Origin of the sequence: Streptomyces sp. NPDC057654, assembly GCF_042800135.1 — a bacterium.
GTDB lineage: Bacteria > Actinomycetota > Actinomycetes > Streptomycetales > Streptomycetaceae > Streptomyces.
This window is the reverse complement of sequence record NZ_JBHVHQ010000410.1, coordinates 1-7385: the sequence shown is the minus strand read 5'-3', so window position 1 is coordinate 7385 and position 7385 is coordinate 1. Positions and strand designations below refer to the sequence as shown.

7 protein-coding genes are annotated in these 7385 nt (G+C 70.2%); 5 read left to right on the top strand and 2 right to left on the bottom strand.

The genetic code is table 11. From position 1 onward, the window contains the following. The coding region (locus tag ACFU99_RS26120; RefSeq protein WP_384396110.1) for a hypothetical protein at window positions 1-1815 on the top strand (1815 nt) is incomplete at its 5' end. A 293-nt stretch (window positions 1816-2108) separates the two neighbouring features. Then, the gene (locus ACFU99_RS26115; protein ID WP_363231126.1) at window positions 2109-2819 is read left to right on the top strand and encodes a LuxR C-terminal-related transcriptional regulator; all 711 of its coding nucleotides are present in this window, start codon (window positions 2109-2111) and stop codon (window positions 2817-2819) included. Window positions 2820-2857: 38 nt separating this feature from the next. Here ACFU99_RS26115 and ACFU99_RS26110 read toward each other — a convergent pair whose 3' ends face one another. Together ACFU99_RS26110 and ACFU99_RS26105 are read right to left on the bottom strand one after the other, a co-directional pair. Next, the gene (locus ACFU99_RS26110; protein ID WP_384396107.1) at window positions 2858-3148 is read right to left on the bottom strand and encodes a hypothetical protein; all 291 of its coding nucleotides are present in this window, start codon (window positions 3146-3148) and stop codon (window positions 2858-2860) included. A gap of 66 nt (window positions 3149-3214) precedes the next feature. Beyond that, on the bottom strand, window positions 3215-4888 hold the full coding sequence (locus ACFU99_RS26105; protein WP_384396105.1) for a sodium:solute symporter family protein: 1674 nt from the start codon (window positions 4886-4888) through the stop codon (window positions 3215-3217). Window positions 4889-5115: 227 nt separating this feature from the next. On the opposite strand from ACFU99_RS26105, the gene galT reads away from it, so the two are divergent. The 3 genes from galT to ACFU99_RS26090 form a co-directional block, all read left to right on the top strand. Further along, window positions 5116-6162 (top strand): galactose-1-phosphate uridylyltransferase, encoded by a 1047-nt coding sequence (galT, locus tag ACFU99_RS26100; protein WP_384396102.1) that lies wholly within the window; start codon window positions 5116-5118, stop codon window positions 6160-6162. Further along, window positions 6159-7139 carry a UDP-glucose 4-epimerase GalE gene (gene galE / locus ACFU99_RS26095; protein WP_384396099.1) on the top strand — a complete coding sequence of 327 codons (981 nt, stop codon included), beginning with the start codon at window positions 6159-6161 and terminating at the stop codon, window positions 7137-7139. The genes galT and galE overlap by 4 nt, the downstream gene beginning before the upstream one ends. Continuing rightward, the coding region (locus tag ACFU99_RS26090) for a galactokinase family protein (RefSeq protein ID WP_384396097.1) at window positions 7140-7385 on the top strand (246 nt) is incomplete at its 3' end. It lies immediately after the preceding gene.

Here is a 7385-nt window from a genome sequence, read left to right as displayed (position 1 = left end):
CCTCAGGACCCCTCGTACGGCTACCCGCCGCAGCAGGGGCAGCCCGGTTACGGCTATCCCCAGGCACCGCCTCCGCCGCCGGGCAATCCGCCTCCGCCGCCCGGAAATCCGCCGGGCAATCCGCCGGGAGCTTCGCAGGCGCCTCCGCCCCCGCCGCCTCCCGGGACGCCGCCTCCGCCCCCGCCGCCGCCCGGCGGCTACGGCTATCCGGCGCAGCAGCCCGGACCGCACGACTTCCCGACCCAGCCGTTCGGCGCCGGCCCGGGGCCGCAGCAGGGGCCGCCGCCCGGCCCGTACGCGCAGCAGCCGTACGGGCAGCCGGGACCGTACGGGCAGCAGCAGTACGGCGCGTACCCGCCGCCCGCCCAGTTCCCCGGCGGCGCGCCGGACGGCGGCGGGAAGTCCAAGCGACGCCTGACCGTCATCGTCAGCGCGGTCGTCGTGCTCGCCCTCGCCGTCGGCGGCGGCGTCTGGTTCGCCACGAAGGACGACGGCAGCGGGAAGAAGGACGAGAAGGCCGTTGCCAAGGAGGGCGGCAAGGACGGAAAGAAGGACGGTGACAAGGGCGCGAAGCCCGAGGCCGTCGCCGGCAAGCTGCTCTTCGGCAAGGAGCAGGAGCACGTCCCCGACCTCGTCACCACCAAGGGCCTCTGGGCGACCGACAAGTACGTCGTGAAGTCCGACGCCTACAAAGTGGTCGGGTACGGGCTCTCGGGCGGCCAGAAGTGGGAGGTCGCGCTCGACGGGGAGATCTGCTGGGCGTCCCAGCGGACCACGGCCGACGGCAAGACCGCGGTGCTCTTCAAGAACGCCAAGCCGACCGCCCAGAACAAGTACCCCAGCTGCAACCAGGTCGCGGCCATCGACCTCAACGCGGGCAAGAAGCTCTGGCAGCACACCGCCAAGCTGGGCGACGAGGACATCCGCTTCGACGAGGTCACCGTCGGCGGCGGCACCGTCGCCGCGGGCGGCACGGCCGGCGGCGCCGCCTGGCAGCTCGACGGCGGCAAGGAGCTGTGGAAGCCCAAGGGCGGCGACTCCTGCAAGGACGCCGGTTACGCGGGCGGCGACAAGCTCGTCGCGGTGCGGCGCTGCGGCGCGTACAACCGGCCGTCCCTGGAGGTCCAGACGCTGAACCCGGCGACGGGCGCGGTGAAGTCGGCCTTCAAGGTGCCCTCCGGCATCAGCTGGGCGCATATCGCCTCCACCGACCCGCTGGTCGTCGGCCTCGACGCGGCCGGCTCCGCGGGCAACGGGGTGTCCGACTTCATGGCCGTCGACGACAGCGCCAAGACCGGCCGGATGCGCAGCAAGATCTCGACGCAGGGCGGTGTGTACACGCCGAAGTGCGACGCGACGAACGTCGAGGGCTGCGTCAAGCTCGCGGTGTCCAAGGACACCCTGTACCTGCCGACCAAGGAGCACCAGACCGGCAAGTCCACGGTCTCGGGGCAGGTCAACGAGGTCGTCGGCTTCGACCTGGCCAGCGGGCAGTCCAAGGGCAAGGCCGAGGGCACGGCGGGCTCCGTGCTGCTGCCGCTGTCGATGGACAAGGACGGCTACGTCGTCGCCTACCAGCTCCCGACGTACAAGGCGGGCGGCACGGTGGTGCGCGTCGACCCCAAGACGTACAAGAAGGACGTGCTGCTCCAGAACCCGGTGGACTCGCACGAGGTGGAGAACGCGCTCTCGCCGGACTACCAGGAGGGTCTGTACGCTCAGGGGCGGCTCTTCCTCGGCAACCACTACGCCGACAAGCCGCGGTCCTCGCTCAGCGGCAAGAAGTACACGCTGCTGATCTTCGGCGGCAGCTGAACGGGCGGCTGAGGACCGGCAGTTCTCGCGCCGCGGCCCCGCTCGTACGCCCGTACGGACGGGGCCGCGGACGTGCTGGAACGTTCCGCGCCGAGCGCGAACTACGCGCGATTAGGCGGGATTTCGGCATTCCGGGGGACTTCTCGCCGGTAAGGGGCGCGCGATGGCGGACGAGCGTGTAGCTTCCGGGGGCAAGGGGCTCAGGGAGACGTACGCAAACGACCAGGGGAGGGAGCCCGACAAGGCCGGAAGGGCCGGTACGTAGGTCTCTTGGGGGGACAGGGGGGTAGGTCATGGGCGTGCGGCTCATGGTGGTCGACGACCACCGTCTGCTGGCCGAGGCGCTCGCTTCGGCGTTGAAATTGCGCGGGCACAGGGTGCTGGCCGCGGCGGCTCCGAGCGCCGGGGCGGCCGAGCTGGTGGTGAGCAGGGCGCCGGAGGTCTGTCTGCTGGGCACGGCGACGCCCGCCGAGCCGGGGGTCTTCGAGCCGATCGTGCGGATCAAGCGTGAGCGGCCGCAGGTCGCGGTGGTGGTGCTCGGACCGGTGCCGAGCCCGCACGGGATCGCGGCGGCCTTCGCGGCCGGCGCGTCCGGCTACGTACGGCACAACGAGCGCATAGAGGGCGTCGAGCGCGCCATGGTGAAGGCGCGCGCCGGGGAGGCCGCGATCGAACCGCAGCTGCTCCAGCACGCCTTCGCCGAGCTGCTCAACCCGGCGGCGCAGCCGGACGACGAGGGCGCGCGGCTGCTGCACATGCTGACGCCGCGCGAGGTGGAGGTGCTGATGCGGGTGGCGGAGGGGGAGGACACCCGGCTGATCGCGGCCGGGATGGGCATCGCCCCGAGCACGGCCCGTACGCACGTACAGCGGGTGCTGATGAAGCTGGGCGTGACGTCCCGGCTGGAGGCGGCGGCGCTGGCGGCCCGCACGGGGCTGCTGGACCGCGCCGCCTCCAACGCGTCGAACCACGCGGCGGAGCCGGGCGCGGCGCAGCCGTCCTGACTCCGCCCGCAGCGAGCGCGGCGGCCCGGGGCCCCGGTTCAGCTGTCGTCGGCCGCGCTCTCCTCCGGCGCGGGCGGCACGGTCGGCCGCAGCTTGAGCCAGAGCAGGAAGAGGAGGCCGAGGACGAGCATGCCCAGGCCCGTCCAGAGGTTGATGTTGATGTCCTGGGCCTTCTTGATGTCGGCGTCGGAGGCGGTGATCCCGGCGATGGTGACGATGACGCCGTAGACCACGAAGAGGCCGCCGATGATGCGCCGTACGTCGAAGAGGCGCGCGGCGGTGGTGGACTCGCGCTCCAGTTCTTCGACTTCGCGCTGGTAGTCGCTCATGGTGCGTGCTTCTTTCCCTCGGTTCGTCGGGGTTGGCGGTGGGTGCTCATGATGCGCGTGCCGCCGCTAGAAGGAGAAGGGGATGTAGCAGGCGGCCGCGAGCACGACGGCGCCCCAGCCGAGCAGCGCGGGCCGGCGGTACCACGCGTCGTCGCCCTCGCCGGGCAGCTCCGCCATGCCGGGGGACCGGGTGCCGTAGACCAGGCCGGCCAGCGATTCGGCGGACTTGGACTTGGTGAACATCGTGACGACGACCATCACCGCGGCGCCGACGACGAACGCGACGATCGAGGAGACGAAGTTGGCGCCCTGGTCGGAGGGGATGGTGATGACGCCCTGTTTGTAGAACCAGAAGTAGTTGACCATCGCGGCCACGGTGCCCGACAGCAGCCCCCAGAACCCGGCCGCCGCCGTGGTGCGCTTCCAGAACATGCCGATGATGAAGACGACGAACAGCGGCACGTTGAAGAAGGAGAACAGGGTCTGGAGGTAGTTCATGATGTTGCTGAAGGAAGAGGCGATGAACGCGGTGCCCATGCCGATCAGCACGCCGACGGCCGTGACCCAGCGGCCCGTCTTCAGGTAGTACGCGTCCTCGCGGTTCTTCTTCAGGTACGCGCCCCAGATGTCGTTGGTGAAGACCGTGTTGAAGGACGACACGTTGGCGGCCATGCCCGCCATGAAGGCGGCGAGCAGTCCGGTGACGGCGATGCCGAGCACGCCGTTGGGCAGCAGGTCGCGCATGAGGACCGGGATGGCGTCGTTGTACTGGAGCCCGTCCTTGCCGGCCTTGCCCAGTGAGGGCTCCATGACCAGGGCGATCAGGCCGGGGATGACGACGACCAGCGGGATGAAGATCTTGGGGAAGGCGGCGATGAGCGGGGTGCGCTTGGCGGCGCTGAGGTTCTTCGCGGACAGCGCGCGCTGCACCTCGGCGAAGTTGGTGGTCCAGTAGCCGAAGCTCATGACGAAGCCGAGGCCGAGGACGATGGTCAGCCAGTTGGCGCCCAGCGGGTTGGACTCGCCGATGCCGGTGCCCTTCCACGCGGTCAGGAAGGCGTCGCCGTGCGAGCCGGAGAGCGAGTCGGTCAGGCCGTGCCAGCCGCCGACCCGCTTGAGGCCGACGATGGTCAGCGGGATCAGCGCGGCGAGGATCACGAAGAACTGGAGGACCTCGTTGTAGATCGCCGAGGAGAGCCCGCCGAGGGTGATGTAGGCGAGGACGAAGAACCCGGCGACGACGATCGCCACCCACTGCGGCCAGCCGAGCAGCGCTTGCAGCACGATCGCCATCGCGTACAGGTTGACGCCCGCGATCAGCACGGACGACACGGCGAAGATGATCGAGGAGAGCAGGTGCGAGGACGGCCCGAAGCGGTGCAGCAGGAATTCGGGGACGGAGCGCACCTTCGAGCCGTAGTAGAACGGCATCATCACCAGGCCCAGGAAGACCATGGCGGGGATCGCGCCGATCCAGTACCAGTGCACGGTGTACGCGCCGTACTGCGCGCCGTTGGCCGCCATGCCCAGGATCTCGGTGGCGCCGAGGTTGGCGGCGACGAAGGCGAGGCCGGTGACCCAGGCGGGCAGTGAGCGGCCGGACAGGAAGAAGTCGAGGCTGGTCCTGACGGAGCGCCGGGCCGCGAATCCGATGCCGAGGACCACGGCGAAGTAGATCCCGAGGATGGCGTAGTCGAGCCCGTTGGTGGGGAGCCGAAGCCCTTCGGCCAGATTCTGCATGGAGTGCTCTTTTCGGATGGCACGGGGGTTGGGGTGACACGGCGGTGGGCTGCGCTGATCGCACAGCAACGTACGCGCAGCCGGTCCGAAAATGAACACTTCTGTTGGGTGTCTTTGTTGGATTGTGATGTTGACGACGGTGTTGGCCCGTGGTTCATTATGTTTGGTTATGTTTGTTAGGTCGCGGGCAGCGGCCGATGCGCACGGACAGGGCGAGGAGCAGCCAGGTGAAGAAGACGGCGACCCGACTCGCGGACGGCAGGGAGCTCATCTACTACGACGCGCGCGACGACGCGGTCCGCGACGCCGTCGACCAGCGGCCGCTCGATGCGATCTCCACCACCTCCGAGATCCGCCGCGACGCGCTCCTCGGCGACGCCGTCGCCGTCGCCTCCCACCGCCAGGGCCGCACCTACCACCCGCCGGCCGACGACTGCCCGCTCTGCCCCTCCCGCGACGGACGGCACACCGAGATCCCCGCCGCCGACTACGACGTCGCCGTCTTCGAGAACCGCTTCCCCTCCCTGGCCGGCGACTCCGGCCGCTGCGAGGTCGTCTGCTTCACCTCCGACCACGGCTCGTCCTTCGCCGACCTCACCGAGGAACAGGCCGCCCTCGTCCTCGACGCCTGGACCGACCGCACCGCCGAACTCTCCCAACTCCCCGGCGTCGAACAGGTCTTCTGCTTCGAGAACCGCGGCGCCGAGATCGGCGTCACCCTCGGCCACCCGCACGGCCAGATCTACGCCTACCCCTTCACCACCCCCCGCACCGAGCGGATGCTCGCCTCCCTCGCCGCACACCGCGAGAACACCGGAGGCCGCAACCTCTTCGACGACGTCCTCGCCGACGAACACGCCGACGGCCGCCGCATCGTGCTCGACGCCGAGCACTGGACCGCCTTCGTGCCGTACGCCGCCCACTGGCCGTACGAGGTGCACCTCTACCCCAAGCGGCGCGTACCCGACCTCCTCGCCCTCGACGACGACGCCCGCACAGAGTTCCCACAGGTCTATCTGGAAGTCTTGCGGCGCTTCGACCGGATCTTCGGCGAGGCGGAGCCCCCCACGCCGTACATCGCGGCCTGGCACCAGGCGCCCCTCACCGCCCCGGACCGCGCCGACTTCGCCCTCCACCTAGAGCTTTTCACCATCCGCCGCACTTCCGGCAAGCTGAAGTTCCTCGCGGGTTCCGAATCCGGCATGAATGTGTTCATCAACGATGTGCCGCCGGAACGAGCGGCCGAACGACTGCGGGAGGTAGCGGGTAAGTGAGCAGCAAATACCTGGTCACAGGCGGTGCGGGCTATGTCGGGAGCGTCGTCGCGGCCCATCTGCTGGAGGCCGGGCACCGGGTGACCGTCCTCGACGACCTCTCCACCGGACACCGCGAAGGCGTCCCCGACGGCGCCCAGTTCATCGAGGGCCGCATCCAGTCCGCCGCCGACCACCTGGACCCCTCCTACGACGCCGTCCTGCACTTCGCGGCGTTCTCCCAGGTCGGCGAGTCCGTCACCGACCCCGACAAGTACTGGCGCAACAACGTCGGCGGCACCACCGAACTCCTCGCCGCCATGCGCGACGCGGACGTCCGCACCCTCGTCTTCTCCTCCACCGCCGCCACCTACGGCGAACCCGCCACCGTCCCCATCACCGAGGACGCCCCCACCGCGCCGACCAACCCCTACGGCGCCACGAAACTCGCCGTCGACCACATGATCAGCGGCGAATGCGCCGCCCACGGACTCGCCGCCGTCTCCCTGCGCTACTTCAACGTCGCCGGCGCCTACGGAGCCCAGGGCGAACGCCACCACCCCGAATCCCACCTCATCCCCCTCGTCCTCCAAGTCGCCCAGGGCACCCGCGAATCGATCTCCGTCTACGGCGACGACTACCCCACCCCCGACGGCACCTGCGTCCGCGACTACATCCACGTCGCCGACCTCGCCGACGCCCACCTCCTCGCCCTCGCCGCCGCCAAGAGCGGCGAACACCTCGTGTGCAACCTCGGCAACGGCAACGGCTTCTCCGTCCACGAAGTCATCGAAACCGTCCGCGAGGTCACCGGCCGCCCCATCCCGCAGCACACCGCCCCCCGGCGCGCCGGCGACCCCGCCGTCCTCGTCGCCTCCGCCGAACGCGCCAAGCAGCGCCTCGGCTGGCGCCCCGCCCGCGCCTCCCTCACCGATATCGTCGCGGACGCCTGGGACTTCGCCCAGCGCACCGCACCACAGCAGGAGGAACGACCCTAAATGAGTGCCGAGCGCGCTGCCGCGGCCTTCGCCGAGGTGTACGGAACCGAGCCCGCCGGCGTCTGGGCCGCACCCGGCCGGGTCAACCTGATCGGCGAGTACACCGACTTCAACGACGGCTTCGTGATGCCGCTCGCGCTCCCGCACACCACCCACGCCGCCGCCTCCCCCCGCACCGACGGCGTGCTGCGCCTGCACTCCGCCGACGGCGACGGGAAGGTCGTCGAACTGCGCGCCGACGGCCTC